21 protein-coding genes and 1 tRNA gene are annotated in these 26,355 nt (G+C 69.0%); 11 read left to right on the top strand and 11 right to left on the bottom strand.

What is annotated here, in order from left to right; genetic code table 11:
* The first annotated feature begins 17 nt into the window (after positions 1-17).
* Positions 18-935 (top strand): SDR family oxidoreductase, encoded by a 918-nt coding sequence (locus AC1P0E_RS07755; protein WP_482741412.1) that lies wholly within the window; start codon positions 18-20, stop codon positions 933-935.
* A gap of 20 nt (positions 936-955) precedes the next feature.
* On the opposite strand, the gene AC1P0E_RS07750 is transcribed toward AC1P0E_RS07755, so the two are convergent.
* Both AC1P0E_RS07750 and AC1P0E_RS07745 read right to left on the bottom strand, forming a co-directional pair.
* Complete coding sequence (locus tag AC1P0E_RS07750) at positions 956-2,470, bottom strand: ankyrin repeat domain-containing protein (RefSeq protein ID WP_482741411.1); 1,515 nt, start codon at positions 2,468-2,470, stop codon at positions 956-958.
* Between the two features lie 23 nt (positions 2,471-2,493).
* On the bottom strand, positions 2,494-3,405 hold the full coding sequence (locus AC1P0E_RS07745) for a hypothetical protein (protein ID WP_482741410.1): 912 nt from the start codon (positions 3,403-3,405) through the stop codon (positions 2,494-2,496).
* A 299-nt stretch (positions 3,406-3,704) separates the two neighbouring features.
* On the opposite strand from AC1P0E_RS07745, the gene AC1P0E_RS07740 reads away from it, so the two are divergent.
* Positions 3,705-4,484 (top strand): S1 family peptidase, encoded by a 780-nt coding sequence (locus tag AC1P0E_RS07740; protein ID WP_482741409.1) that lies wholly within the window; start codon positions 3,705-3,707, stop codon positions 4,482-4,484.
* A gap of 151 nt (positions 4,485-4,635) precedes the next feature.
* Entirely contained in the window at positions 4,636-7,716 is a 3,081-nt protein-coding gene (locus AC1P0E_RS07735) for an endo-alpha-N-acetylgalactosaminidase family protein (protein WP_482741408.1), read from the top strand.
* A 73-nt stretch (positions 7,717-7,789) separates the two neighbouring features.
* On the opposite strand, the gene AC1P0E_RS07730 is transcribed toward AC1P0E_RS07735, so the two are convergent.
* Positions 7,790-9,562, bottom strand: coding sequence for a glycoside hydrolase family 35 protein (locus AC1P0E_RS07730; RefSeq protein ID WP_482741407.1), 1,773 nt, complete (start codon positions 9,560-9,562; stop codon positions 7,790-7,792).
* Between the two features lie 145 nt (positions 9,563-9,707).
* On the opposite strand from AC1P0E_RS07730, the gene AC1P0E_RS07725 reads away from it, so the two are divergent.
* Complete coding sequence (locus AC1P0E_RS07725) at positions 9,708-10,595, top strand: helix-turn-helix domain-containing protein (protein ID WP_482745683.1); 888 nt, start codon at positions 9,708-9,710, stop codon at positions 10,593-10,595.
* 11 nt (positions 10,596-10,606) lie between these two features.
* The gene (locus tag AC1P0E_RS07720) at positions 10,607-10,921 is read left to right on the top strand and encodes a chorismate mutase (protein ID WP_482741406.1); all 315 of its coding nucleotides are present in this window, start codon (positions 10,607-10,609) and stop codon (positions 10,919-10,921) included.
* Here AC1P0E_RS07720 and AC1P0E_RS07715 read toward each other — a convergent pair.
* Complete coding sequence (locus tag AC1P0E_RS07715; protein WP_482741405.1) at positions 10,918-11,085, bottom strand: hypothetical protein; 168 nt, start codon at positions 11,083-11,085, stop codon at positions 10,918-10,920. The two genes, AC1P0E_RS07720 and AC1P0E_RS07715, sit on opposite strands and share 4 nt — an antisense overlap.
* A 16-nt stretch (positions 11,086-11,101) precedes the next feature.
* Here AC1P0E_RS07715 and pepN point away from each other — a divergent pair, with 16 nt between their 5' ends.
* The 3 genes from pepN (at position 11,102) to AC1P0E_RS07700 (ending at position 16,815) form a co-directional block, all read left to right on the top strand.
* A complete protein-coding gene (gene pepN / locus AC1P0E_RS07710) occupies positions 11,102-13,594 on the top strand; it encodes an aminopeptidase N (RefSeq protein WP_482741404.1) in 2,493 nt (830 codons plus the stop codon).
* 381 nt (positions 13,595-13,975) lie between these two features.
* On the top strand, positions 13,976-15,403 hold the full coding sequence (locus tag AC1P0E_RS07705; protein ID WP_482741403.1) for a pyridoxal phosphate-dependent decarboxylase family protein: 1,428 nt from the start codon (positions 13,976-13,978) through the stop codon (positions 15,401-15,403).
* Positions 15,400-16,815, top strand: a complete 1,416-nt coding sequence (locus AC1P0E_RS07700) for a lysine N(6)-hydroxylase/L-ornithine N(5)-oxygenase family protein (protein ID WP_482741402.1) — start codon at positions 15,400-15,402, stop codon at positions 16,813-16,815. The genes AC1P0E_RS07705 and AC1P0E_RS07700 overlap by 4 nt, the downstream gene beginning before the upstream one ends.
* Positions 16,816-16,898: 83 nt before the next feature.
* Here AC1P0E_RS07700 and AC1P0E_RS07695 read toward each other — a convergent pair whose 3' ends face one another.
* From AC1P0E_RS07695 to AC1P0E_RS07685, 3 genes are all read right to left on the bottom strand, one after another.
* The gene (locus AC1P0E_RS07695; protein WP_482741401.1) at positions 16,899-17,633 is read right to left on the bottom strand and encodes a hypothetical protein; all 735 of its coding nucleotides are present in this window, start codon (positions 17,631-17,633) and stop codon (positions 16,899-16,901) included.
* 28 nt (positions 17,634-17,661) lie between these two features.
* A complete protein-coding gene (locus AC1P0E_RS07690; protein ID WP_482741400.1) occupies positions 17,662-18,504 on the bottom strand; it encodes a hypothetical protein in 843 nt (280 codons plus the stop codon).
* Between the two features lie 103 nt (positions 18,505-18,607).
* Positions 18,608-20,416, bottom strand: coding sequence for a bifunctional metallophosphatase/5'-nucleotidase (locus AC1P0E_RS07685; RefSeq protein ID WP_482741399.1), 1,809 nt, complete (start codon positions 20,414-20,416; stop codon positions 18,608-18,610).
* Between the two features lie 140 nt (positions 20,417-20,556).
* On the opposite strand from AC1P0E_RS07685, the gene AC1P0E_RS07680 reads away from it, so the two are divergent.
* Both AC1P0E_RS07680 and pyk read left to right on the top strand, forming a co-directional pair.
* Complete coding sequence (locus tag AC1P0E_RS07680; RefSeq protein WP_482741398.1) at positions 20,557-21,273, top strand: SIMPL domain-containing protein; 717 nt, start codon at positions 20,557-20,559, stop codon at positions 21,271-21,273.
* A 120-nt stretch (positions 21,274-21,393) separates the two neighbouring features.
* Positions 21,394-22,827, top strand: coding sequence for a pyruvate kinase (pyk, locus tag AC1P0E_RS07675; RefSeq protein WP_482741397.1), 1,434 nt, complete (start codon positions 21,394-21,396; stop codon positions 22,825-22,827).
* Between the two features lie 60 nt (positions 22,828-22,887).
* Here pyk and AC1P0E_RS07670 read toward each other — a convergent pair whose 3' ends face one another.
* Together AC1P0E_RS07670 and AC1P0E_RS07665 are read right to left on the bottom strand one after the other, a co-directional pair.
* The gene (locus AC1P0E_RS07670) at positions 22,888-23,670 is read right to left on the bottom strand and encodes a helix-turn-helix domain-containing protein (protein ID WP_482741396.1); all 783 of its coding nucleotides are present in this window, start codon (positions 23,668-23,670) and stop codon (positions 22,888-22,890) included.
* 109 nt (positions 23,671-23,779) lie between these two features.
* Positions 23,780-23,854: transfer RNA gene (locus AC1P0E_RS07665), tRNA-Leu, on the bottom strand.
* A gap of 99 nt (positions 23,855-23,953) precedes the next feature.
* Here AC1P0E_RS07665 and AC1P0E_RS07660 point away from each other — a divergent pair.
* Positions 23,954-24,610, top strand: a complete 657-nt coding sequence (locus AC1P0E_RS07660; protein WP_138895096.1) for an ANTAR domain-containing response regulator — start codon at positions 23,954-23,956, stop codon at positions 24,608-24,610.
* A gap of 65 nt (positions 24,611-24,675) precedes the next feature.
* On the opposite strand, the gene AC1P0E_RS07655 is transcribed toward AC1P0E_RS07660, so the two are convergent.
* Both AC1P0E_RS07655 and AC1P0E_RS07650 read right to left on the bottom strand, forming a co-directional pair.
* Positions 24,676-25,392 (bottom strand): ABC transporter ATP-binding protein, encoded by a 717-nt coding sequence (locus AC1P0E_RS07655; RefSeq protein WP_482741395.1) that lies wholly within the window; start codon positions 25,390-25,392, stop codon positions 24,676-24,678.
* Positions 25,389-26,354 (bottom strand): ABC transporter ATP-binding protein, encoded by a 966-nt coding sequence (locus tag AC1P0E_RS07650; protein ID WP_482741394.1) that lies wholly within the window; start codon positions 26,352-26,354, stop codon positions 25,389-25,391. Before AC1P0E_RS07650 ends, AC1P0E_RS07655 begins: the two co-directional genes overlap by 4 nt.
* Between the last annotated feature and the right edge of the window lies 1 nt (position 26,355).

Raw genomic sequence — 26,355 nt, 5'->3', positions numbered from 1 at the left:
TGGGAACGGGAACGGGAATGGGAACGGGAATCTGCACCGGACGAGTCGTCGTCGTGACGGGCGCGGGGCGAGGGCTCGGCCGGGCGCACGCCCTGGCCTTCGCGGCGGAGGGCGCGAAGGTGGTCGTCAACGACCTGGGGGCCGGGCCGGACGGCGCGGGGGCGTCGGGGGGCCCCGCGCAGCGGGTGGTGGAGGAGATCCTGGCGGCGGGGGGAGAGGCGGTGGCCCACGGCGGGGACATCGCGACGGCGGAGGGTGCGGCGTCGCTGGTGGCCACGGCGGTCGAGACGTTCGGGCGGCTCGACACCCTCATCAACAACGCCGGTTTCCTGCGGGACCGGATGCTGGTCAACCTGGAAGAGGACGACTGGGACGCGGTCATGCACGTACACCTGAAGGGTCACTTCCTGCCGCTGAAGTACGCCGCGGAGTACTGGCGGGCGAAGGCGAAGGCGGGTCGGGAGGTCGTGGCCCGGGTCGTCAACACCACTTCGGGAGCGGGCCTGTTGGGGAGCGTGGGGCAGGGCAACTACTCGGCTGCGAAGGCGGGGATCGTCGGGCTGACGCTGGTCGCGGCGGAGGAGATGCGCCGGTACGGAGTCCAGGTCAACGCGATCGCACCGGCGGCCCGTACGCGCATGACGGAGCGGACCTTCGCCGAGACGATGGCGCCGCCGGGAGCGGACGACGAGTTCGACGCGATGGCCCCGGAGAACGTCTCGCCGCTGGTGGTCTGGCTGGGCTCGGCGGCTTCGGCCGGGGTGACCGGCCGGGTCTTCGAAGCGGAGGGGGGCCGCATCACGGTCATGGAGGGCTGGCGCCCGGGCCCCACGGCGGACAAGGGAGCACGCTGGACCCCGGCGGAGGCGGGCGAGGCGGCATCGAAGCTCCTGACGGAGTCGGCGACACCGGGCGGGGTGTACGGGGCGCGGTAGGGGGCCGGGGGGAAGGTCCCTCACCGGTAGCGCGGCGGTGTTCGCTCCAGTTGGCGCTTCACCGTCGCGTCCTCCACGTACTCCAGCGCCTCGACCGCCGTCGCGTACGCGTACCCCTGCGGGTCCTCGTCCCGCAGCAGCCGGCCCAGCGCCTCCGCCGCCCGCGCGTCCCCGCGCACCGCCAGACCGCGCGCCGCCTCCGCCGCCGTGTCGGGGTCGTGGTCCTCCAGGCGGTCCGCCAGCGCCTCGCGGATCTCCGGCGTATCGGCGTCGAGACCGGCGAGCGCCAGCGTCGCCCAGTCGCGCACCTCGTCGTCCGCGTCGCGGCTGAGCGCGATCAGCGCCGCCGCACCCTCCCGGTGACCGGCGGGGACAAGCCCGATGAGGGAGAGGGCCACCCGGTGACGTACATCGGCGTCGGGGTGGCCTGCGTGGCGCAGGATCTCGGGAAGGGCCGCAGGATCGCCGTGGTGCCCCAGTGCCAGCACCGCCGCCTGCGCCAGCTCGGAATCCGATTCCCGCGCCTCGCGCGCCAACTCCCGCAGCAGCGGCAGGGCGCGCGCGGCGAACGGCTTTCCGCCCTGCTCGAAGCCGAGCTGCGCCAGAACATCGGCGGCGAACGCCTGCCGCAGCGGGTCACCGCTCGCACACCACGCGGCCGCCGCCTGGAACGTCTCCTCGTCACCGCGCCGCCACAGTGCGGCCACGGCCTCCATCCACTCGTCCCGGCCGGGATCACCGCCGCTCAGGGCCCGGTCGGCGAGCTCCTCGAAGGGCGTACGGATGGCGAGCCGCTCCTCCAGGAGAGTGGCGATCGCCGCGTGCCCGGTCTGCTGCTCGGTGCCGGCCGACGGCCTGCCGTCCCGCAGCAGCTCGACGACGACGGTCTCCCCGCCGTCCTTTTCGATGCGGCTGGTGGCCGTCTCGGGCTCGGCCGCACCGTCGGCGAAGGTCTCCAGAAGCCCCGCCCGCAGCTCCTCCTCCACGTCGACTTCGAGCCAGCGCCGCGCCTCCTCCAGCGCCTCCTGTCGCGCGGACGCGCCGTGCCGCAGAAGGGTCCGTACGGTCTCGGTGGACCCGCGCCGCGCGGCGAGCACCAGCGGCGGCTCCGTCCCGGGAGCGAGGAGGTCGGGATCGGCGCCGTACTCCAGAAGCGCCTCGACGGTGTCCGGGTGCCCCTGCCGGACGGCCCAGGCCATCGCGGTGAATCCGAACGCCTCACGCAGGTCGGGCGTCGCACCCGCCGCCAGCAGGGCCTCCACCACCGCTGTGTGACCTCCGACCGCCGCGCCGCACAGCGGCAGGTCGCCGCCCTCCCGGCCGCTCGCCCGGTCGGGATCGGCGCCCGCCGCGAGCAGCAGCCGCACCATGCCCGGGCGGTTTTGCACGGACGCCCTGTAGAGGGCGGTCTCGCCCTCGTCGTTGGTGGTCCCGGCCGGTACGCCGGAGCGCAGCAGCCGTACGACGTCGTCGTCCTCGCCGCTGTACACGGCTTCGGTCAGGGTCTGCGGACCCGCTGCCGGATCGTCTCTCATGCTTCGACCCTACGTGCGCGTGTTCAGGTGTCGCATTCGAGAATCGTGCGGCACAGCGCGCAGCGCGCCCGTACACGGCCGCTCACGGGAACGCGGATGCGCTGCTGGCATGTGGGACACGGGAACGACACGCGCAGCGTCTCGCGCCCGCCGCCCTCGAAGGCGTACGACGAGGAGGACGAGGAACCGTGGTCCGTACGGCTGCCGTTCTCCTGTGCGTGCCGCCGCTCCTTGGCGTACCTCCGACGCCCCGCCCAGCCCGCGGCGGTCAGCGGAGGCTGCCGCTCGTCGTGGCGGGCCTGCGCGAGGCCCTTCGTGTACGCCGTGTAGGCCTGCGCGCTGGTGAACCAGGGCGCGGGGTCCTCGCCGAAGGCGATCGCCCGCTTCGCCAGTACGTACCCGAACTCCTCCGGGGTGAGATAGCCGAGCTTCTGACTGGACGCGCCGTCCTCGCGGAACGCGTCGAGCAGCAGCCAGCCCGCCCCGAGATACGTCGTCACGGTGTCGGTGAGGATCTCGTTGTCGCGGGTGCCGGGGAAGGAGAGGCCGAGCCGGTGCAGCAGCACATGGGTGATCTCGTGGGCGAGCGCGGCCCCGATGTCGCCGCGGTGGGCCCGGAAGCGGGCGTTGAGCTCGATGAAGTACTCCGGACCCGCCGCCAGCTCCACGCTCGCGGCATGCTCCATCTCGCGGAAGCTCACGATCACGCGGGCATCCGGCAGACGCAGGTGCTGGACGATCACGCGGGCCACGCGCTGGGTGCCGAGGTGGAGATCGTCCTGGTCGGAGAAGGCCACGTCGACGGGGAAGACGCTCGGGGCGTAGGAGTGCACGCCGTCGTACGAGAGGCGCTTGTGAAGCGCGGCGAGGGCGGACCGCACGGTGGCCAGATGCGGATAGCCGTGTACGACCGCGCTCCCGCTCCCGGTGGTCACGTCCGCACTCACCCCCACAGATCTGCGGTACGACGGTGAACAGGTCTCCACTGTAGGCGGATTCGGCGAGCTTCGGCGGATCGCGGATCGCGGATCGCGGATCGCGGATCGCGGCGCCCGGCGGGTGCGCGGGGGGCGGCTGGGATCTGGCTGGAATGCCTCCCTTGTCGGGCGGGTGAACAGCTCCACATAATCCAGCAACGCCTTGACGGGCGCATGCCATCTCTTCGTTGGCGTGCGTGCCTTCCGTCGTGCGCGTGCACAACGACCCCCCACGGTTTCCCACGAGAGGCAGTTCGTTGAAGAACCTTCTGCGTGCCTTCAAGAGATGTGCCGCCGCCGGCGCAGTGATCCTCGCCGCGGTCAGCATCCAGCCCGCCGGTGCGTCCGCGGCCTCCGCGGCGACACCGCCCGTCGTCGGCGGAACCCGCGCCGCCCAGGGCGAGTTCCCGTTCATGGTCCGGCTCTCGATGGGCTGCGGCGGCTCGCTCTACGCCAAGGACATCGTCCTGACCGCCGCCCACTGCGTGAACGGATCCGGCAACAACACCAGCATCACCGCCACCGCCGGTGTGGTCGACCTGCGCAGCTCCAGCGCCATCAAGGTCAGGTCCACCAAGGTCCTCCAAGCCCCCGGCTACAACGGCACGGGCAAGGACTGGGCGCTGATCAAGCTCGCCACGCCCATCGAACTGCCCACCCTGAAGATCGCCGACACGACCGCGTACAACAGCGGCACGTTCACCGTCGCCGGCTGGGGCGCGGCCAGGGAAGGCGGCAGCCAGCAGCGCTACCTCCTCAAGGCCCAGGTCCCGTTCGTCTCCGACGCCAGCTGCAAGCGTTCGTACCCCGAGCTGGTGGCGGGTGAGGAAATCTGCGCCGGCTTCACCGCGGGCGGTGTCGACACCTGCCAGGGCGACTCGGGCGGCCCGATGTTCCGCAGGGACAACACCAACGCCTGGATACAGGTCGGGATAGTCAGCTGGGGCAATGGCTGCGCACGTCCCGACTACCCCGGTGTGTACACCGAGGTGTCCACCTTCGCCGCCGCCATCAAGTCGGCTGCCGCGGGTCTCTGACCCGGCCAGTGAACCACCCCTGAACGAGCTTTGACGGGCGGGTGCTGGACGCGTTAGTCCAACACCCGCCCCACCTTTGTCCATAGGCGCACCCGCCCCTCTCGGCGCATGTTGGCGTGCACAGACGACGTCGAGCGACAGGAGAGCGAGCGTGCACGCACAAGACCCCGGACCGAGCCGCAGGACCGTAGTGGCCGCCACCGCCGCCACCGCACTGGCGGGCGCGGGCCTGGCCCTCACCGGGCCCTCCGCCACCGCCCGGGCGGCGCAGGGCGAGACCGTGCTGCGCTCCCGTGAACTGGAGGTGCGCGTCGACCCCCGCTTCCCGCGCATCGTGTCGTACACCGACCGGAGAACGGGCGCCAAGCTGTACGGGCAGGAAGACCCCGTCACCTCGGTACTGATCGACCAAACCGCCCGTACGCCCGAAGTGACCGCCCGCGCGGGACGCGACCAGGCGGCGTACATCCTCACCTTCGACGGCGGAACCGAGATCCACGTGGAGATCCGGGTCACCGGCCGGCACGTCGACTGGCGGGTCACGAAGATCGCCGACACCGCCGCACTGCGCGTCGGCACCCTCCAGATACCCGCGCTCGCGTTCCTGTCGGTACGCAGCGACCAGCCCGGCGCCACGCTGCTCGCCGCGCGCATCCAGCTCGACAAGGCCAAGAGCGGCGACACACTCGTGAAGCCCGCACCGGACACCGTCCCCGACGCCTCGCCGCTCGGCTGCGCGTACGCCGTCGTCGCCCACGACCGGCTCGGCGGCGCCGTCGAGACCAACACGTCGTACGACAAGCCCGACAGCGCCGCGGGCACCACCTGGGAGAACGGCCGGCTGTGGCGGCAGACCCTCAAGAGGGACGGTTACGTCAAGGCGCAGCTGTCGTGCGGACAGTGGACGCACCGCGCCGCGACCGCTCCCGTGAACGCCACCGAGCCGCTCCCGTACGCCACCGTGGTCATCACCGGTGACCGCAACGGCGACGGCGTCGTGGACTGGCAGGACGCCGCCATCGCTTTCCGCGACATCATGGTGACGCCGCTGGGCGCGGACGAGCAGCACCTGCGCGTCGTCCCGCACATCCCTTTCAACTTCGCCAGCCAGGCCACCAACCCGTTCCTCGCGACGCTCGACAACGTCAAACGGGTCTCCCTCGCGACGGACGGCCTGCGCCAGTACACGCTCCTCAAGGGTTACCAGTCGGAGGGCCACGACTCCGCACACCCCGACTACGCGGGCAACCACAACAAGCGCGCGGGCGGCCTCACCGACCTCAACACCCTGGTGCGCGAAGGCCGCAAATGGGGAAGCGATTTCGGCGTTCACGTGAACGCCACCGAGTCGTACCCCGTCGCGAACGCGTTCTCCGAAACGCTCGTCGACAAGACCAACGAACAGTGGGACTGGCTCGACCAGAGCTACCGCATCGACCAGCGGCGCGATCTCGTGTCCGGCGACATCGTCAAGCGCTTCCAGGACCTGCGGGACGAAACCGACCCCGCCCTGAACATGCTCTACATCGACGTCTTCCGCGAGTCCGGCTGGACCTCGGACCGGTTGCAGCGGGCCCTGCGCGAACAGGGCTGGCAGGTCACCACCGAATGGGGGCACGGCCTGGAACGCTCGGCCCTGTGGGCGCACTGGGCCACCGAGGTGGACTACGGCGGTGACACCTCGCGCGGCATCAACTCCCAGCTGATCCGCTTCATCCGCAACCACCAGAAGGATGTCTTCGCCGACAAGTGGCCGACCCTCCTCGGCATCCCGCGTACCGGGAACTTCGAGGGCTGGGTCAACAAGACCGACTGGAACACCTTCTACCAGCTGATCTGGACCGACAGCCTGCCCGCCAAGTACCTCCAGGCGTATCCGGTCAAGGCCTGGGGCGCGCACGAGATCACCTTCTTCGGCCCCACGAAGACGTCCGTGAACGACGCGGACGGCGCGCGGCGCATCACCACCGACGGACGGACCGTGTACGACGCCGGGCGCTACCTGCTGCCCTGGGAGCCCCGTGAGGCCGCCGACCCTTCGAAGCTCTACCACTACAACCCGGCGGGCGGCAGCAGCGACTGGCAGCTGCCGCGCGGCTGGGCGGGCGCGTCGAAGGTGGCGCTCTACAAGCTCACCGACCAGGGGCGGGAGTACGTCCGTGACGTTCCCGTACGCGCCGGAAAGGTCACCATCGACGCCGAGGCGAAGCAGCCGTACGTCGTCTACCGCACCCGGGTGCGGGCAACGGCCGACCCGGAATGGGGGCAGGCGACACCGACGCACGACCCGGGCTTCAACTCCGGCTCCCTGGACGGGTGGACCGTCAGCGGACCGGCCTCCGTCGAGCTGAGTGCGATCGGCGACTACGAGCTGGTCGTCGGCGCGGGCGGAGCCGCCGCCGTCGGCCAGCGGCTCGCGCGCCTCGCACCCGGAACGTACGTCGCGTCCGTGCAGGTCGAGGTCGGCGCGAAGGCGGGGGAGCGGCGCCGGGCGGCGCTCACCGTACGGACCGCCGACGGGACCACGGCCGAGAACTGGACCGACTCCTCCACGGCCGTCAATCTCGTCGCCGCCGACCGCAAGCACGACACCCGCTTCCAGCGGATGTTCACGTACTTCACCGTGCCGGACGGCGGCGGCAGGGTCGACCTCGCCCTGCGGGCAGACGCGGGCGACGCACGGGTGCGCTTCGACAACGTACGGATCGTTCCCGCGAAGCGAAGCACGAAGGCCGGCACAGTCGCCTTCGAGGGCTTCCAGAACGTGCCGCAAGGGTGGGGCGTTTTCGTGAAGGGCGACGCCGGCGGCTCCACCGACCCGCGCACCCACATCGCGCAACGGCACGCCCCGTTCACGCAGCGCGGCTGGAACGGCAAGACGATCGACGACGTCATCGACGGTTCGGAATCGCTCAAGTCGCGCGGTGAGAACGACGGCCTGGTCTACCGGACCGTGCAGCACACGGTCCGTTTCCAGGCCGGCAAGCGCTACCGGGTCTCCTTCCGCTACGAGAACGAGAAGGCCGGGCAGTACGCCTGGATCACCGGCGTCGACGAACCGGCCGCCCGGGAACTGGACCACCAGCCGCTGCCCGCCGCCACCGAACCGACGGTGCTGAGCTACGAGTTCACGGCTCCGGCGAAGGGCGAGACGTGGGTCGGTCTGCGCAAGACCGGTAGCGACGGGACGGCGGAGTTCGTCCTCGACGCCTTCGAAGTGCGTGAGGCGTAAGGGATGTAAGGGGTAACGCCCTGGAGGGCCGGTCCTTACAAAGAGACGGGCCCTCCAGGGCGTTCAGGCTTCGTCAGGAGAACTCCAGGGAGCGCTCACCGGCGCTCTCCAGCTCCAGGACCCACACCTCGTTCGTACCCTCCCGCAGAACGGGCCCGGGAACGTACAGAGTCTCCTGAGGCCCCACCGCCCAGTACCGGCCCAGGCAGAAGCCGTTCACCCACACGAAGCCCCGTTCCCAGCCCGGCAGGCGCAGCGACGCGTCGCCCGCGCCACGGACTTCGAACGTTCCCCGGAACAGCCCCGACGCGCCCGCGCCCGCCGCCGCTTCCAGGGAACGGTACGGAACCTTCCCGACCGCGTCCGCGTCCTCGAACGCGTCCAGGCACAGTCCCCGCGCCCGTACACCGTGCAGGTACTGCCGCTCGTGCAGTACGCCGCCCGTGATGCCCTTCGTCTCGCCGACACGCGGCCCGTAATTGACCCGGCCCAGCGACTCCACCCACAGCTCCACCGAAGCGGGCCCCGCCACGGGCTCGTCCAGCGCCGCGTAATCACCCGCCCCGCCGCCGAGCACCCCCGCCCGCACCCCGTCGACGTACACCACAGCGAGGTCCCTCAGCCCCCTCACGCCCAGCGGATACGCCCGGCGCGGCCCCGGCACGTCCACCCGGTAGCGGACAAGCCCCCGGTCCACCCCCAGCTCCTCGAACGTCGGCGGCATCGCACGCTCCGTCTCCGGGCCGCCGAGCACCTCCAGTACGTCGCCGAGCGGCGCCCACTCCGCGATCTCCGCCCGCACCGGCTCACCCAGCGTGCCGGGCGCGGCCGGCACGTCCGGCAGCGGGGCCTCGTCGTCCCGGTACAGCGCCAGGATGTCCCGGAACAGCCAGAACTTCTCCGTGGGGCGGCCGTACTCGTCGACGGGCGCGTCATAGTCGTACGACGTCACGGTCGGCTGCAGTTGCCCCTCGTGGAGCTGCCCCGAACGGTTCGCCCCCGACCAGCCGGCGAAATTCGTGCCCCCGTGCGCCATATAGATGTTGACCGAGGCGCCGCACTCAAGGATCTCGCTCAGTGCCGCCGCCGCGTCCTCGGGATCCCGTACGACCTGATCCGCACCCCAGTGGTCGAACCACCCGCACCAGAACTCCATGCACATCAAAGGACCGGAAGGCTGGTACCGACGCAGGACCTCGAAGCCCTCGCGCGCCCCCGACCCGAAGTTCGCCGTCGCCGGCACCCCCGGCACCGAACCGCCTGTCAGCATGTGGTCCTCGGGCCCGTCCGAAGTGAACAGGGGGACTCTCACCCCGCACCCCCGCAGGAACTCCGTCAGATGCCGCAGATACACCTGGTCCGAGCCGTAGCTGCCGTACTCGTTCTCGACCTGCACCATGATCACCGGGCCGCCCCGGTCGATCTGCCGCGCCACCACCTGTGGCAGCAGCTGCCCGAACCACCGCTCCACATGCCCCAGATACTCCGCGTCGCGCGTGCGCACGCGCGTGCCGAGCGCTCCCGTCAGCCAGTGCGGCAGCCCGCCGTTCTCCCACTCGGCACAGATGTACGGTCCCGGACGCACGATCGCCCACAGCCCCGCCTCCCGCGCCGCGTCCAGGAACCGGCCCAGCGCGCCCGCGTCCCGCAGCCGCCCGGGCTCCGGCTCGTGCAGGTTCCACGGAACGTACGTCTCGACACAGTTCAGCCCCATGGCACGCAGCATCGCGAGCCGGTGCCCCCACTGCTCCTCATGCACCCGGAAATAGTGCAAAGCCCCCGACAACAGCCGCACCGGCCGCCCGTCCAGCTCAAAATCCTTCTCACCCACCGTGAAGTCAGCCACGGTCCCCGCCTCTCGCTCCACTGCCAGCGCCTTAACCTCACCCTCTGGCGGCGGAGACGTCCATGGACAAAGATCAACGCTGTTTGGACACAACGGATCACCGGCGGAACGCCGCATGAGCAGGGCGGGAGGAAAACGGAAGCGGATGTACCACACCTGGATGCGCTATTTCACCCCCAGCCCCACCCACCACAAGCTCGGCCTGGTGTGCCTCGGAGTCGGCCTCCAGCACGGCGCACTGCCCACCGTCGGCCCCCGCACCCTCGACCACCACGTCGCCGTCGTCATCAGCGCGGGCAGCGGCTGGTACCGCGGCCCCGACGGACGACGCACCGGCGTCACCGCCCCTGCCCTGATCTGGCTCATACCCGGCATACCCCACCATTACGGACCCGACCCCGCCACCGGCTGGGACGAGAGCTTCGTCGACTTCACCGGGCCGGCCACCACCACGTACACCGAACTCGGCTACATAGAACCCGACCGCCCCGTCGTCCCCCTCGCCGACACCGCCGCCGCGCGAGCAGCCGTCGGCCGCATCGCCCGCGCCGCCCGCCGAGGAAACCCCCTCCTCGAAGTCGAGACCGGCGCCGCCGTCCACGAACTCCTCGTCGCCCTCCGCCGCGCCCGCGCCGATGTCGGAACCGACGGAGACCCCGTACTCCAGGCCCTCGCCCGCGACGCCTTCCAGCCGCTGTCCGTCACCGAGCACGCCTCCCGCCACGGCATGACCCCCACCGAGCTGCGCACCGCCGTACGCCGCGCCGCCGGATGCAGCCCCAAGGACTACCTCCTCGGCATCCGCCTCGGCCGCGCCAAGGAGCTCCTCGCCGCCACCGAACTCCCCGTGGCCGCCGTCGCCCGCCGCGTCGGCTACGACGACCCCGCCTACTTCTCCCGCCTCTTCACCCGCCGCGTCGGCATGGCCCCCGTACGCTTCCGGGAACAGCAGGGCCGCGCCGTCCACGGCGGCTGGAGCCACCAGATCCCAGATCCCGAACACCCGCCGACCATCGCGACCCGACCGACGTAAGCTCGCTGACCATGACCTCCAGCGAACCCAGCGAAATCGACGAGTCCGTCATCGCCGAACTGAGCCGGCTGCGCGACAGCATCGACAACATCGACGCCGCCGTCGTCCACATGCTCGCCGAGCGCTTCAAATGCACCCAGCAGGTCGGCCACCTCAAGGCCCAGCACCAGCTGCCGCCCGCCGACCCGGCCCGCGAGGCCCGCCAGATCGTCCGCCTGCGCGAACTCGCGGAAAACGCCAAACTGGATCCGGCCTTCGCCGAGAAACTGCTCAATTTCATCATCGCGGAGGTCATCCGCCACCACGAAACGATCGCGAAGTCCTAGAGGCGGGCTCCGACGGGGTTCAGTGGCTGGCGCACCGGCGGCGCCCGGCGGACGCGGCCGCCGAGCGGGACCTGCCCGTACAGGCGCCGGGGCAGTAGCGCCCGCAGCCGGTCGGCGGTCATACGGCCGACGTACAGCCACCCGCTGTGCCACCCGCGCCCCATCGGGCAGCATGTCCCCATGTCCGTACTGACGCGCGACGAAGCGCAGACCCGAGCCCAGCTCATCGACGTCCACCGGTACACGATCGGCCTCGACCTGACCCGCGGCGAAGAGACCTTCGACTCCCGCACCGTCATCACCTTCACCGCCCGCACGGCCGGTAACACCTTCGTCGAGCTCAAGCCCGCCGCCCTGCGCACCGTCACCCTCGACGGACAGCCCCTGGACCCCGAAAAGCTCGTCGACAACCGCCTCCCCCTCACCGGCCTCACCGCAGGCGAACACGAGCTGCGCATCGACGCCGCCATGCGCTACTCCCGCACCGGCGAAGGCATGCACCGCTTCACCGACCCCACCGACGGCGAGACGTACGTCTACACCCAGCTCTTCATGGACGACGTCCAGCGCGTCTTCGCCGCCTTCGACCAGCCCGACCTCAAAGCCGTCTTCGCCCTCACCGTCACCGCCCCCGAAGCCTGGACCGTCCTCGGCAACGGCATCGCCGAACACCAGGGCGCGGGCCGCTGGAACATCGCCCCCACCCCCCTCATCTCCACCTACCTCGTCGCCGTCGCCGCAGGCCCCTGGCACTCCGTACGCACCGAACACGCCGGCCTGCCCTTCGGCATCCACTGCCGCCGCTCCCTCGCGCCGTACCTCAACACCGACGCCGACGAGATCCTCGGCATCACCCGCGCCTGCTACGACCGCTACCACGAGAAGTTCGAAGAGCCCTACCCCTTCGACTCCTACGACCAGGCGTTCGTCCCCGAATTCAACGCCGGCGCCATGGAAAACCCCGGCCTCGTCACCTTCCGCGACGAATTCATCTACCGCTCCGCCGTCACCGACACCGAACGCCAGACCCGCGCCATGGTCATCGCCCACGAAATGGCCCACATGTGGTTCGGCGACCTCGTCACCCTCCAGTGGTGGGACGACATCTGGCTCAACGAGTCCTTCGCCGAGTACATGGGCTACCAGACCCTCACCGAAGCCACCCGCTTCGCCGACACCTGGACCGACTTCGCCGTCGCCCGCAAGGGCTGGGGTTACGACGCCGACCAACGCCCCTCCACCCACCCCGTCGCCCCCGACCCGGACGCCGTCCCCGACACCGCGTCCGCCATGCTCAACTTCGACGGCATCTCCTACGCCAAGGGCGCCTCCGCCCTGCGCCAACTCGTCGCCTGGCTCGGCGAGAAGGACTTCCTGGCCGGCATCAACACCCACTTCGCCCGCCACAAGTTCGCCAACGCCACCCTCGCCGACTTCATCGACAACCTCGCCTCCGCCACCGACCGCGACGTCCACGCCTGGGCGGACCATTGGCTGCGCACCACGGGCGTCGACACCCTCACCCCCGCCATCGGGGAGGCCGAGGGCATGTGGCACCTCACCGTCGACCAGCGAGGCAGCCGCCCCCACCGCATCGCCGTCGGCGCCTACGACCGCGACCCCCTCGACGGCCGGAGCCTGAACCTGCGCGAACGGTTCGAAGTCGACGTACCGCAGGGCGATTCCGTGACGGTACGCCCCGGCCGCCGACCCGCACTCGTCGTCCTCAACGACGGCGACCTGACCTACGCCAAGATCCGTCTCGACGAGGAGTCCGAAGAGCCGGCCCTGCGCAACCTCTCCGCCCTCCCCGACCCACTCACCCGCGCCGTCCTGTGGAACGCGCTGCGCGACATGGTGCGCGACGGTGAACTCGAACCCGTCGCATACCTGGAAGCCGCCCGCGCCCACCTCCCCGAGGAAACCGACCTCGCGATCGTCCAGGGCGTACTCACCTTCGCCCACACCCAGATCACGGACCGCTACCTCCCCCTGTCCGAACGCCCCACCGCCCTCGCCACCCTCACCACCATCTGCCGAGACCTCCTCCGCCGCACCGAGGACGGCAACGGCACCGGCCTGCGCCTCACCGCCGTACGCCACTTCATCGACTCCGCCACCCAGCCCGACGGCATCCAGGACTGGCTCCACGGCGGCGGCGTCCCCGGCGGCCCCGAACTCGACCCCGAACTGCGCTGGCGCATCCTGCGCCGCCTCGCCGTACTCGGCGCCACCGACGAAGCCGCCATCTCCGCCGAACTCGACCGCGACCCCAGCGCCGCCGGCCAGGAAGGCGCCGCCCGCTGCCGCGCCGCTCTGCCCACACCCGAGGCCAAAGCCGCGGCCTGGACCCGCATGTTCGAGGACGACACCCTCTCCAACTACCTCTTCAGCGCCACCGCCCAAGGCTTCTGGCAACCCGAACAGGCCCCTCTCGTACGCGACTACATCCCCCGCTACTACCGCGACGCCAAGGCCGTCGCGGACCGCCGCGGCCCCGCTATCGCCGAAGCCGCGGGCCGCTACGCATTCCCCCACTTCGCCGTCGACAAGGACTCCCTGCGCCTCGGCGAAGAATTCCTGCACGACACCGAAATGATCCCGGCCCTACGCCGCAAACTGCTGGACCAGCTCGACGACCTGCACCGAGCGCTCCAAGTACGGGACCACTGACCCCAGGCCCCAGGCGGGGTCAACCGAGGCAGGGCCGCTGCCCCCGGGGCCCCGCCGCCGCCCCGTAGGCGCGGCCCGCGCCCCGGACTTCCGGCCCCGCCCCACCCCCGTAGGACCACACGGTGCCGGGAGGGGACGCACCGGGGCGCTCCCCGCAGGGTGTCGAACGCAACCAGCCCGAACAACACCCAGTACCCGAACGTTCGGCATCCGAGGAGACGCCCCGGGGCGGCACCGACCCCATACCAGCTCCGCGCGGACCAACCGCCCTCGCCCGTAAGGCAGTACCACTTTCGGGTTGAGATCGTTGAGCACCCCGGACGCGCCGGCTCATGCCTGTACACGCTGGTGTGCCAGCCCAGCGCACCCGAAGGACCCCGCATGAGTACGCCGCCCCCCGGCACCCCCCTCCCGCCCCTCGCCGGCGGTGCGGGCGGGGCCGCTGCGCTGCGGCCCCTGCTCGCCACCGTCCTCGACGCCCTCCACGAAGGCGCCCTCGCCCGCGGCGGGCCACTCCCCACCGGCGGACCGGACGCCGTCACGGAACAACTCCTTGACACCGCCCGCCCCGTACTGCCCGACATCGGCACCGGAGCCGAAGAAGCCCTGCGTACCCTCGTCCACGCACTCGCCCACGGCGCCGCAGACCCTGCCGACCCCCTGTGCGTCGCACACCTGCACACCCCGCCGCTCGCCGTGGCCGTCGCCGCCGACCTCGCCGCATCCGCGCTCAACCCGTCCATGGACTCCTGGGACCAGGCACCCGCCGCCTCAGCCCTGGAAGCCCTCGTCGCCCGTACGATCGCCGCCGAGGTCTACCCCCACGCCCCCGCACCCGACGCCCTCGTCACCACCGGCGGCACGGAATCCAACCACCTCGCCCTCCTCCTCGCCCGCGAACGCCACGGCCCCGTACAACTCGTCCACGGCGCCAACGCCCACCACTCACTGCCCCGCGCCGCCTGGCTCCTCGGCCTCCCCGAACCGGTGACCGTCCCCGCCCCCACCGGAGTCATCGACCTCGCCGCACTGGACGAAGCCCTCACCGACCTGCACCACCACCCACCCCTCCTGGTCGCCGCCACCGCCGGCACCACCGACACCGGCCGCATCGACCCGCTCCACGAAATCGCCGACCTCTGCGCACGCCACCACGCCGAACTCCACGTCGACGCCGCATACGGCGGCCCCCTGCTCTTCAGCGACGTACACAAAACCCGCCTCGCCGGCCTCGACCGCGCCCACACCATCACCCTCGACCTGCACAAACTGGGCTGGCAGCCCGTCGCCGCAGGACTCCTGGCCGTCCCCGACGCCGCCACCCTGACCCCCCTCGGCCACCAGGCCGACTACCTCAACGCCGACGACGACACCGAAGCCGGCCTCCCCGACCTCCTCGGCCGCTCCCTGCGTACGACCCGACGCCCCGACATCCTCAAGATCGCCGTCACGCTCCGCGCCCTCGGCCGCCAAGGCCTCGCCGACCTCGTCGACCGCACCTGCGCCGCCGCCCAGCACCTCGCCGACCTCATCGAGAACACCCCCGGCCTCGAACTCCACGACCGCCCCGCCATCAGCACCGTCCTCTTCCGCCCCACCGGCGCCACCGACGACGACATCGCCACCATCCGCCGCACCCTCCTCACACAAGGCCGAGCCGTCCTCGGCCGCGCCCGCGCCGACGAACGACTCTGGCTCAAAGCCACCGTCCTCAACCCCCACACCACCCACAGCGACCTGGAAACACTCCTGTCACTGCTCTCCAACCCCTCACCCGTGTCACTCCCGGAAGGCAGCACCCACCGATGACCGCCGCCCCACAGCCCCAAGAACCCGAACAGCCCCACGACCTGGTCGGCATCGGCATCGGCCCGTTCAACCTCTCCCTCGCCGCCCTCGCCGACGGCGTACACGGCGGCCTCACCACCGCCTTCTACGAACAACGCCCCACCTTCCACTGGCACCCCGGCCTCCTCATCGAAGGCGCCACCCTCCAAGTCCCCTTCCTCGCCGACCTCGTCACCCTCGCCGACCCCGCCAGCCCCTGGTCGTTCCTCAACTACCTGCGCACCCGCGAACGCCTCTTCCCCTTCTACTTCGCCGAGCGCTTCCACATCCAGCGCGCCGAATACGACGCCTACTGCCGCTGGGTCAGCGGCAACCTCCCCGGCCTCCACTTCGGCCACCAGGTCGACGCCGTCCGCTGGAACGCCGAACGCGACGCCTTCGAAGTCGACTTCACCCAGCTCGACGCCGACGGCGAAGCCGAAGCCCTCGGCCGCGCCTACACCCGCAACGTCGCCGTCGGTGTCGGCACACAGCCCTACATCCCCGAACCCCTCAAACCACTCGCCGAAGCCCCCACAGTCCCCGTCATCCACTCGTCCGAATACCTCGCCCACCGCCAACGGTTCCTGGCTGCCGAACACATCACCGTCATCGGATCGGGACAGTCCGGCGCGGAAGTCTTCCTCGACCTGCTGCGCGCCCGCCCCACCGGCCGCGAAAAGATCACCTGGCTCGCCAGGACCGAAGCCTTCGCCCCCATGGAGTACTCCAAGCTCGGCCTGGAGCACTTCACACCCGACTACAGCCGCTACTTCCACGCCCTGCCCGAGTCCGTACGCGACGACCTCGGCCCCCGCCAGTGGCAGCTCCACAAGGGCATCGACGCCGAAACCATCGCCGCCATCCACGAAGAGCTCTACCAGCGCAGCCTCCACGGCGGCTGGCCCGACGCGGTCCTCACCCCGGGAGTCTCCGTACGTACCGCAGGACGCGTCGGCACCACCAAGGTCGAGCTCCACCTCGAGCACCTCCAGCAGGGCACCCGCTCCCGCCTCACCACCGACGCCGTCATCCTCGCCACCGGCTACCGCGAACGCCCCCTCGGGCAACTCCTCGCGGGACTCGACGCCCACATCCGCCGTGACGCCGCCGAGCGGCCCAGGATCGACGACCAGTTCCGTATCGTCCTCGACCCCGCCGTGACCGGATCGGTGTACGTACAGAACGCCGAGCGGCACACCCACGGCGTCGGCGCGCCCGACCTCGGCCTCGCCGCATGGCGCAGCGCGACGATCCTCAACTCCCTGACCGGCAAGGACCCCTACCCGCTGCCGAGCCGCACAGCGTTCACCAACTTCGGCCTGGAACGCCGCGAGGCCCCCCGGGTCCCCGCCCAGCAACCGGCCCTGACCCCGCTGGCCCAAGGCCACTAAGCAACTCAGCCACTAGGCCATCAGGCCACATGGTCACGAGGCAACTAGGCCGCAATGTGCGAGAAGCGGGCACCGCGCCCGCTTCAGGCCCCGACGCCTTCCAGGGCCGGCAGGAACTGGTCGTAGAAGCTCTCCTTCAACTGAAGGGACCGCTCCTCCACTTCCCTGAAGCAGTCGGCCGACGCCTCACGGGCAAGAAGCTCGCTCAACCGCGTGGCCAGGCGATCCGAGTGCGTGGTGGACAGCAGAGACACGGTCGCGAGCGAGTTCGCCTTCGCGTCGTGCACATGATGCGGATAGTAGAAGCGCGAGCGGCTCTCACCTTCGCGCGTCAGCACAGGCGCCATCCGCTCCCACAACCGCCCGTACTCGACGGAGACCAGGACCTCTCCCCAGAACCGCAGAATCGTCAACAACCGCACATCGGCGTCGTCACGGGCACCCGCATCAGCGATCAGCTCGAACGTCTCGTCGATGACCCGCTTCGTCGCCGCTGTCGGCCTCGACCCGACAAGGGCCCCCCTGGAGACGCCGAGCCGAAGCAGATCGTCCTTCATGTCCTCGCGGTGCGAGCGCGTGTTCCCCTGACCGTCCGGATACTCCTCACGCAGAATGACCCGCGCGATCCGCAGCCCCGCCTCGTCGCGCAGCAGATCGATCGCCAGGTCGTACGACGGCGTGAACGCCAGCGACACAAACCGCCGCTGCAACAGCATCGCGGCGAAGTCCTCCTCCGCGAGCAACGCGATGTTCGTCAGTACCGGATGCCCTTTGAACCGCTCGATCAGTTCGTCCTCGAACCTGTCCAGCTCTCGCATGACCATCCTCCGTTCTCCGTCCCCCAGATCACAGGCTGATGTTTCTGACCGACTGGCGCCAGTCACGGAGATCCACATTGCGGCCGATGCTCCACAACGTGTCCAGCTCCCGCTGGACCTCCCTGCCCATCACGGTGTCCTCGCCGTCGATCTCGATCTGGGTGGACTCGATGGCGAGCTGGCCGTGCAGAAACGAGCTGACCAGATAATGCTCGTCGGCCTTGAACACGGCAACCGACGGCAAGGAGTTGTACACGCACACCTGAAGCCGCGCCCGCTCCTCCTCCGGAACGTCGTGGAAGACGGACCCGAGGAGCGACAGGCACCGCTCGATGCCTCGCTCCACGTCCTCCTCCTGCGCAGGGTCCCGTACGGTGCGCAACGCCTCGTCGCGCAGCCGCGCCACGGGCGAGTGGGGATGCAACAGCAAGACGCGCACCTGCACCCGCCGGTCGACGATCGCCTTCCTCAACTCACTGTGGAACCTGTGGAGGTTCGGAATCCACGTCTGAAGAATGGTCACCTCGTGACCGGCGTCCCCGACCCACCCGGTGAACGTCGCCTCCGGAAAGCGCTGGTGCACCCGGATCACGCCCCCGTAATGCTCCTGCTTCAGCTCGCGCGCAATGGCATCGATATCCAGCTTGGAAAGCTGCTCGTCGACATGATCGAGCACCTTCAGGCGATCGACCTCCAACAGGAGGAACAACGTGACCGTACTCAAAATGAGCAACGTGATCTTCGGGAGCGCACCACCAGGAGCCAGCTTGTCGAGCCACCCCAGCATGTCGGCGAGCAGAACCCCAACGCCGGCCGCAGCCATGAGGGCAAGAGCGATCCGCTCAGCCCGGTAACGAATGCCGCTCCCCATCCCCCACTCCAGCCTTCGATCCGCTGTCGTCGCGACGACCGTACACCGGCAAAATCAGCCCGTCCGGCGATTGGGAACACACTCCCGAAGATCCCGCACCCACCTAGAACACCGGCACACCGTCGCGCGTCAGCTTCCACCCCACCGCCGCGAACTCCACCGGATCCAGCGTCCCCTTCGCCTTCACCCACGTAATGATCGTGTTCCGGATCTCCTCCGAATTCGCCCACAACTGCTTCGCACCCGCGACATGCGGAAACGCCCCGCCGCCACTCGCCCGGTAATTGTTGACCGCCAGCACGAACTCCGCCGCCGCAACCACCGGCTTGCCCTCGAACGCGAGATTCACGATCCGAGCACCGGCCGGCTTCGCGATGTCGACCTCGTACGTCACGCCCGACACCACGTCGTAGTTGTAATCAGGGGTGTTCCCCGCGTTCGTCAACTTCGCCGTGTCCACCGGAGCCCCCGCCGCAGTCTGCACGTAGTACCGCGCCGAGAACTCCAAGTACTCCTTCAACTGCGCACCGGTGAGCAGCCGCGCCTCAAGCGTGTTCTCGAACGGATACAGACCCGCTGCGTCCTTGATCGTCACTTCGCCCGCAGGGACCTTCGCCGTCCGCGAGAAACACGACGCCTGCGACAGCACCGGCATCGCCGCATACGCCCCGCCCGCCAGCGCCGCCTTCACCGTCTGGGCCTGTACGTGATTGATCAGGTCGATCAGCGGCTCGTCCTTCCACGCCGCCTCAGCCGTCGCCATCGCGGCCGTCGACGTACCGATGACCTGATTGACGTACGCCACGACCCTCTCGTGCTCGTCACCGAGCAGCTTCGTGATCTCCGGGTCCTCGGCGACCGTATTGGAGTTCAGGACCTTCGCCCCGACCTTCTCCACCACCCAACGGCCCTTCGACCACACCAGATCGAAGTCGAACAGCGTCAGCCGCTGCCCCCACTTCAGCGGCTCCGACAGGACGACCTTCTTGCCCGTCTCCTTGTTCTCCACGACGTACTCGGCAATCTCCGTGTGCGCGTGCCCCACGAGGATCGCGTCGATCCCGGGAACCTGCTCGGCCACCAGAGCCGCCGCGTTCTCGACGTACGGAAGCTGGTCACCGTACGACGACGTCCCGCTCGAACCCGAGTGCGCCGACACGACGACAACATCCGCACCCATGGAACGCAGCTTCGGCACCCACTTCGCCGCCTGCTCCTCCAGACCCGGGAACGTCATCTTCCCCTGAACGTTCTGCTTGTCCCAGATCGCGATACCCGGGTTCGTCAGACCGAGCACCGCCACCCGCACATCACGGCCGTGCGGCGTACGCAGCCTCTTCATGAAGTACGGCGGAAACGCCGGACGCAGCGTCTTCGCGTCCAGAGCGTTCGCACCGAGGAGCGGAAAATCGCACTGCTCCTCGAACTTGCGCAACACCGGTATGCCGTAGTTGAACTCGTGGTTCCCGAGAGCGGCCGCGTCGTACCCGATGGCGTTCATCGACTGCGCCATCGGGTGCACAGGGCCGTGCTTCGCGGTGATCGGGTCGACCTTGGCGTAGTAGTACGAAAGCTGCGTTCCCTGGATGGTGTCGCCCGCGTCGATGAGCAGCGTGTTACGGCGGCCCTTCTCCTCGCGGATCTGGTTGACCAGGGTGGAGATCTTCGCCAGGCCCACATCGTTGTGCGCCTTGTCGTCGAACTCCTTGTCCGTGAAGTAGTCCCAGTTGAAGACATTGCCGTGCAGGTCCGTGGTGCCCATGACGGTGAAGGAGTACCGCTTCGGCGGACGGCCTCGCCCGTGCCCGGCGCCGTGCGCTTCGGCAGGTGCGGCGACAGCCCCGCCGGCCATCGCCACACCGGCCCCCGCAGCGGCCGAACGGCCCAGGAACGTCCTACGGTTCAGTGGCATTCTTGTCTCCTTGACTTGATCCAACGCGCAATCCAACGCGCAATGCGACGCGCGTAGATTCTGGCCCAGGAGCCACATCGGGCAACACCCCTGGCGGGTTTCGATCTGATGACCGCCCGTTGTCACACCCGGGTGCGACAGTGGAGAGCGTGACCGACCAACCGAGCCCCGCAGCCGCCCCGTACGGCACCCCCGAAGCCCCCCGCCTCGCCGTCCAAGGCGAAGCACGCCTCGAATTCGAACCCGAAATCGCCCACATCGGCATCACCGTCAGCGCCCGCGGTACAGACCGCCGCACCGCACTCGAAGACCTCACCCGCCGCAACGGCCACGCACTCGACCTCGTCAAGACCTACGGCGACGCCGTCGAAAAGCTGGAAACCGGCGCCTTCTCCATCAGCCCCGAACTCACCAAGCACGGCCGCGGCGACCGCATCCGCGCCTACCACGGCCGCGTCCGCATCACCGCCGTACTCACCGACTTCACCGCACTCGGCGAACTCACCACCCGCCTCGCCGACCTCGAACTCACCCAGGTCGACGGCCCCTGGTGGGCCATGCGCCCCGACTCACCCGCATACGGCGAAGTGCGCCGCCAAGCCGTACGAGAAGCCGTCAAACGCGCCCGCGAATACGCCCAGGCCCTCGGCGCCGACCTCGCAGCCCTCACCGAACTGGCCGACCCAGGCGCCGAAGAAGCCCACCCCGTACACGCCGGCTACGCAGGCGGATTCGCACGCCGGGCCATGAGCTCCGAAATGGCCGAAGACGCCCCCGCCCTCGACCTCGAACCCCAACGCCAGACCGTCCACGCCCTCGTCAACGCCCGCTTCATCATGACCCCGCCCCAACTCTGACTGCTCATCAGAGCACCCCCGTGCACAATTCAACACTTGTCAATAACCTTTCATGCAAAGGTCGTTGGACAGTCACGTGCAGCCAATTGTCTACTGGCTGGTAAGCCCTAGGCTCGACCTATGCGCCGAGCAAAAATCGTTTGTACCCTGGGGCCCGCCACCGACACATACGACCAGATCAAGGCACTGGTCGAAGCCGGAATGGACATCGCCCGCTTCAACCTCAGCCACGGCACCTACGCCGAACACGAGGAGCGCTACCAGCGCGTACGCAAAGCCTCCGACGAAACCGGCCGCAGCGTCGGCGTACTCGCCGACCTTCAAGGCCCGAAGATCCGCCTCGGACGCTTCCGCGAAGGACCCGTACTCCTTGAACGAGGCGACGACTTCACCATCACCGTCGAACCCGTCGAAGGCGACCGCCACACCTGCGGCACCACCTACGAAGGCCTCGCCGGCGACGTCACCACAGGCGAACGCATCCTCGTCGACGACGGCAAGGTCACCCTCGAAGTCACCGGCGTCGACGGACCTCGCGTCCAGACCCTCGTCATCGAAGGAGGCATGGTCTCCGACCACAAAGGCCTCAACCTCCCCGGCGTCGCCGTATCCGTACCCGCACTCTCCGAAAAAGACATCGAAGACCTCCGCTGGGCCCTGCGCACCGGAGCCGACATCATCGCCCTCTCCTTCGTACGCAGCGGACACGACATCGAAGACGTCCACCGCATCATGAAGGAAGAAGGCCGCCACCTCCCCGTCATCGCAAAGATCGAAAAGCCGCAAGCCGTCGAAAACATCGACGACATCGTCGCCGCCTTCGACGGCATCATGGTCGCCCGCGGCGACCTCGGCGTCGAAATGCCCCTCGAACAAGTCCCGATCGTCCAAAAGCGAGCCATCAAACTCGCCAAGCGCAACGCCAAACCCGTCATCGTCGCCACCCAGATGCTCGACTCGATGATCGAAAACTCCCGCCCCACCCGCGCCGAAGCCTCCGACGTCGCCAACGCCGTCATCGACGGCACCGACGCGGTGATGCTCTCCGGCGAAACCAGCGTGGGCAAGTACCCCATCGAGACGGTCAAAACCATGGGCCGCATCGTCGAAGCCGCAGAGGAAGACCTCCTCGCCAAGGGGCTCCCGCCGCTCACCGAACGCAACAAGCCCCGCACCCAGGGCGGAGCCGTCGCCCGCGCCGCCGCAGACATCGGCGACTTCCTCGGCGCGAAGTTCCTCGTCGCCTTCACCCAGTCCGGCGACACCGTCAAGCGCCTCTCCCGCTACCGCTCACCCATCCCACTGCTCGCCTTCACACCCGACCCGGCGACCCGCTCCCAGCTCAACCTCACCTGGGGCGTCGAAACCTTCCTCGGCCCGCACGTCGACTCCACCGACGCCATGGTCGCCCAGGTCGACGAACACCTCCTGCGCATCGGCCGGTGCAAGAAGGGCGACGTCGTGATCATCACCGCCGGCTCCCCGCCCGGCATCTCAGGCTCCACCAACCTCCTCCGCGTCCACCACATCGGCGAGGACGACACCCGCAGCTGACCCACCCTCGTCGGCACGGGATACGGGCCCCCCACCCCAGGGGGCCCTACCCGTACGGAGTCAGTGTTTCGGCCCGATGTGGGCGTCCATCAATGCGACGGACGCGCGTTTGGCGACCGAGATGCTCTGGGCGGCACGGCTTTGACGGGACGGCTTCCACTCGACGCCGACCGCGTCGAGGTTGTCAGTGAAGAGGCGCAGGATGTCGACGGATGTGTTGGTGAAGAAGTACCGCGGGTACTCATAGCGCTTTCGCTCACCGCCGACCTGGCGGGTGGTCCAGTTGGTGATCCGGCACCCGTCCGAGTGGATGAGACCACGGATGAACTCCCAAGGATTGATGTCCACAAGGGCCTGTTGCCAAGGGGCGAGTGAGATCGCGCGTTCGTGCTTCTTGCCCGGGCCGTGCTGCGGGAAAAGGCACAGCCAATGGCGGCTGTAGCTAGTGACCATCGCGCAGCCCTCCCTCTGGAGGACGTAGACGGAATCTTCCGGGCGGACCGCTGTGATGGCTTCGCGGCATAGGTCGATCAGCCCGGGCCAAGCATCAGCGCACGCAATACGAAGGTGGTAGCCGCCGCGACGGTGCGGGCTGATACAGCCGTCGCCGAGGTAGAGGCCCAGCAAGTATGCGTACGCGGAGGTGTCGGCGGGAACTCCGGCTACGGGCAGGCACCTTGGGCATGGTGCCGCTTGTCCGAGCATGCGCGGCGCCGGTTCGATTCGAGTCTGCCACTCTCGAATGGCGGACCGGGATATTCCGGTCCGCTTGCTCACGGAGTTGAGGCTGTGGCCTTGGGCGACAAGTGTCAGAGCCCTCTGGCGCGTGTCAAGGTCGTACATGCGCCCGAGCCTGACTCGATCTTGTCGGCTCGGGGCTGGAACGGCGCAACGTTCACACGTTCACGTGGAAACCGAGGATTCCGCTGCGGCCTTCGAATCCAAGGAAAAGTGCCCCGAGTCGGATTCGAACCGACACTGTATGGGTTTTGAATCCATCGTCTCTCGCCAATTGGACTACCGGGGCTCGTGGAATCGAAGGTTATCCTCGACCCACTGCGCGTCCACCATACCGCAGCTAGGTAGGCTCATGGAGAGCTGCACCTGCCTTTGAACGAGGAGCCCCGTGACCACCCCCGAGTCGCCCCAGCCCGTCGCCGACGACGACAACAAGTCGCACGTCCCGCCGCTGACGACCCGCGTCGTCATCGCCGAGGACGAAGCCCTCATCCGCCTCGACCTCAAAGAGATGCTCGAGGAAGAGGGCTATGCGGTCGTGGGCGAGGCCGGTGACGGGCAGCAGGCCATCGAGCTCGCCCGTGAGCACCGGCCCGACCTCGTCATCCTCGACGTGAAGATGCCGGTGCTGGACGGGATCTCCGCCGCCGAGAAGATCACCGAGGAGTCGATCGCTCCCGTCCTCATGCTGACCGCGTTCTCGCAGCGCGATCTTGTCGAGCGGGCGCGGGACGCCGGTGCGATGGCGTACCTCGTGAAGCCGTTCAGCAAGAGTGACGTCGTACCGGCCATCGAGATGGCTGTCTCGCGGTTCACGGAGCTGAAGGCGTTGGAGAACGAGGTCGCGGACCTCACGCAGCGGCTGGAGACGCGGAAGCTGGTGGACCGGGCGAAGTCGGTATTGCAGACGCAGTACGGGCTGACTGAGCCGGCCGCGTTCCGGTGGATTCAGAAGACGTCGATGGACCGTCGCCTGTCCATGCAGCAGGTCGCGGAGGCGGTCATCGAGGACGCCGAGGAGAAGAAGGCCGCGAAGGGCGAGTAGTACACGTAAGAAGGAGGCCGTCCCCGCACTGCGCGGGGACGGCCTCCTTCCTTATGGACGTACGGTCAGTCCTCGCCGAGGTACGCCTTGCGGACCGACTCGTCGTGGAGCAGGCTCTGGCCCGTCCCCGTGAGGACGATCTTGCCGACCTCCATGACGTGGCCGTGGTCGGCCAGGGAGAGCGCGGCCTGGGCGTTCTGCTCGACGAGCAGGATCGTCGTGCCGTTGGACTTGAGCTCGACGATGGTCTCCATGATCTTCTGCATCATGATCGGGGAGAGGCCCATGGACGGCTCGTCCAGCATGAGGAGCTTCGGCCGGGACATCAGCGCGCGTCCCATGGCGAGCATCTGCTGCTCGCCGCCGGAGAGGGTTCCGGCGGCCTGCTTCCTTCGTTCACCCAGGATGGGGAAGAGGTCGTAGGCCCGCTGGATGTCCTTCTCTATGCCCGCTTTGTCGTCACGGAGGTACGCGCCGAGTTTGAGGTTCTCGGTGATCGTCAGCCGGGGGAAGATGTGGCGTCCCTCGGGGGAGTGGGCGAGGCCCAGTGAGACGATCTTGTGCGCGGGGATTCCGTGGAGCGGCTTGCCCTCGAAGAGGATCTTGCCGGCGAGCGGCTTGAGGAGCCCGGAGAGGGTGCGCAGGGTGGTGGTTTTGCCCGCTCCGTTGGTGCCGATGAGGGTGACGATCTGGCCGGCTTCGACGCTGAAGGAGATGCCCTTTACGGCTTCGATCTTGCCGTAGGCGACCCGGAGGTCTTCGACCTCGAGCAGTGCGGTCACTTGGTTTCTCCTTCCGTGCTGGTGTCGCCGGTCTCGCTGGTGGTGCTGGTGGTGCTGTCGGTGGTGGTGGTGGCACTGTCGGCGCTGGCCGCGCTCGCCGCGCTGTGTGCCTCCGCCGCTTCCACCTCGGCGACCTCCTCCGCCCCCGGTGCGCCTTCGAACGGCGTACCGAGGTAGGCGGCGACAACACGCTCGTCGCCCTGGACGGTGGCCGGGTCGCCTTCGACGAGCTTCTCGCCCTGGACCAGGCAGGCGACGCGGTCGCAGAGGTTGAAGATGAAGCGCATGTCGTGCTCGATGACGAGTACGGCGATGCCCATGTCCCGGATTGCGAAGATGAGTTCTTCGGCGGCGCGGGTTTCCTGCGGGTTCATGCCGGCCGTGGGCTCGTCGAGGAGCAGCAGGCCGGGGTCGCTCGCGAGGGCGCGGGCGATTTCGAGCTTGCGCTGTTCGCCGTAGGGGAGGTTGCGGGAGAGGTGGTCGGCCTTGTGGTCGAGGCCGATGAACTCCAGCAGTTCCATGGCGCGCTTGTGGGAGGCTTCTTCGGCTTTCTTGAAGCCGGGTCCGCGCAGGAGGGCGGACCAGAGGCCTTCCTTGGTCCTGGTGTGGCGTCCGACGAGGACGTTTTCCAGGACGGTCATGTTGGCGAAGAGCCTGATGTTCTGGAAGGTGCGGGCGATGCCGGCCTGGGTGACGAGGTGGGGCTTGGGCGGCAGGACGGTGCCCTTGTAGGAGACCTTGCCTTCGGTGGGGACGTACAGCCCGGTGAGGCAGTTGAAGAAGGTGGTCTTTCCTGCGCCGTTGGGGCCGATGAGTCCGACGATTTCGCCTGCGCGGACGGTGAGGTCCACGGAGCGTACGGCGGTGAGGCCGCCGAAGCGCATGGTGACGCCGCTGGCGTCGAGCACGGTTTCGGCGGTGGTTCCGCTGGTGTCCGTCTTGGTTGTGGTGGTGGGTGTCATG

Source organism: Streptomyces sp. TRD_SC_5 (genome assembly GCF_056836825.1).
Note: the sequence above shows the minus strand (reverse complement) of the source record. Positions and strands in the feature narration are given on the sequence as shown.

Bases quoted from the DNA above. Each gene is read 5' to 3' on its own strand.
- AC1P0E_RS07695 (WP_482741401.1), bottom strand. From the start codon at position 17,633: ATGCGAGAGCTGGACAGGTTCGAGGACGAACTGATCGAGCGGTTCAAA.
- AC1P0E_RS07650 (WP_482741394.1), bottom strand. From the start codon at position 26,354: ATGACACCCACCACCACAACCAAGACGGACACCAGCGGAACCACCGCC.
- pepN (WP_482741404.1), top strand. From the start codon at position 11,102: ATGTCCGTACTGACGCGCGACGAAGCGCAGACCCGAGCCCAGCTCATC.
- AC1P0E_RS07715 (WP_482741405.1), bottom strand. From the start codon at position 11,085: ATGGGGCGCGGGTGGCACAGCGGGTGGCTGTACGTCGGCCGTATGACC.
- AC1P0E_RS07705 (WP_482741403.1), top strand. From the start codon at position 13,976: ATGAGTACGCCGCCCCCCGGCACCCCCCTCCCGCCCCTCGCCGGCGGT.
- AC1P0E_RS07685 (WP_482741399.1), bottom strand. From the start codon at position 20,416: ATGCCACTGAACCGTAGGACGTTCCTGGGCCGTTCGGCCGCTGCGGGG.
- AC1P0E_RS07720 (WP_482741406.1), top strand. From the start codon at position 10,607: ATGACCTCCAGCGAACCCAGCGAAATCGACGAGTCCGTCATCGCCGAA.
- AC1P0E_RS07750 (WP_482741411.1), bottom strand. From the start codon at position 2,470: ATGAGAGACGATCCGGCAGCGGGTCCGCAGACCCTGACCGAAGCCGTG.
- AC1P0E_RS07670 (WP_482741396.1), bottom strand. From the start codon at position 23,670: ATGTACGACCTTGACACGCGCCAGAGGGCTCTGACACTTGTCGCCCAA.
- AC1P0E_RS07690 (WP_482741400.1), bottom strand. From the start codon at position 18,504: ATGGGGAGCGGCATTCGTTACCGGGCTGAGCGGATCGCTCTTGCCCTC.
- AC1P0E_RS07725 (WP_482745683.1), top strand. From the start codon at position 9,708: ATGTACCACACCTGGATGCGCTATTTCACCCCCAGCCCCACCCACCAC.
- AC1P0E_RS07755 (WP_482741412.1), top strand. From the start codon at position 18: ATGGGAACGGGAATCTGCACCGGACGAGTCGTCGTCGTGACGGGCGCG.
- pyk (WP_482741397.1), top strand. From the start codon at position 21,394: ATGCGCCGAGCAAAAATCGTTTGTACCCTGGGGCCCGCCACCGACACA.
- AC1P0E_RS07700 (WP_482741402.1), top strand. From the start codon at position 15,400: ATGACCGCCGCCCCACAGCCCCAAGAACCCGAACAGCCCCACGACCTG.